The organism is Leucobacter sp. PH1c (assembly GCF_000633415.1).
Classification (GTDB): domain Bacteria; phylum Actinomycetota; class Actinomycetes; order Actinomycetales; family Microbacteriaceae; genus Leucobacter.
Genome location: NZ_AYMV01000062.1, coordinates 1 through 882 on the forward strand (window position 1 = coordinate 1; position 882 = coordinate 882).

The window sequence follows — 882 nt, forward strand, 5'->3', positions numbered from 1 at the left end:
CGCGATCACGTGATCGCGGATTTCGGTCCAACCCAGCGTGCGCTCCGTGTCCACCAGGCCGGGCGCAATCGCGTTGACGCGCACCTCCGGGCCGAGCGCGACCGCGAGGAGCCGGGTGAGATGCTCGAGTCCGGCCTTGCTGACCGCGTAGGGAATCGAGCTCCCGCTCACGGTCGACGCCGCCATCGAGCTCATGTTCACGATCGTGCCACGGGTACGGGCGAGGGCGGGGGCGCAGGCCTGGGTGAGGTACCAGGGCGCGGCGAGATTCACATCGATCATGCGGGAGAAGAACTCCGGGGACACCGCGCTGAGGTCCCGATGCGGCACGGGGATGCCGATGCCGGCGTTGTTTACGAGCACGTCGATTCGTCCGAAGCTCTCCTCCGCGAACGCCGCGATCCGGGCCGCCGATTCGGGGGCAGCGAGATCCGCGTCCACGTAGCGCGCGTCGCCCAGCTCGGTGACGAGTGCCGCTCCCGCGTCTTCCGTGCCCGATCCGTGGGCCACGATCCGGTAGCCGCGGGCATCGAGCCGGGCCGCGATCGCGCGGCCGATCCCTCCCGTTGCGCCTGTGACGATCGCGACGGGCTCACCGGGGTCCCCGCGGCGCGCTGTGTCGGCCATGTCCGAAGGGTGCGGGGTGGGCGAAAGTGTCTCGGGCATCTCGGTCCTCGGGCGTCGGCGGTCGGGCTGCCCTCACCCTATCGGCATATCTTTTCCTGTTCAGATGATATTTCTGTCAGATATCAGACGGGATCGCCTGGTGGACATGCTGAGCGTGCTCGCGACGGGGCTTGCGCCACGCGAACCGCTGCTCCGGTCGCTGCCCAAGCCTCTGCTTGCCCGCATCAGCCCGGCCCGGCCCGCCCCGCCCCAAGC

At 69.6% G+C, this 882-nt stretch carries 1 protein-coding gene; it reads right to left on the bottom strand.

Features of this window, described 5'->3' with window-relative positions; genetic code table 11:
- A partial coding sequence (locus tag U874_RS0113905; protein WP_025135141.1) for an SDR family NAD(P)-dependent oxidoreductase occupies positions 1–627 on the bottom strand: 627 nt, incomplete at its 3' end.
- Between the last annotated feature and the right edge of the window lie 255 nt (positions 628–882).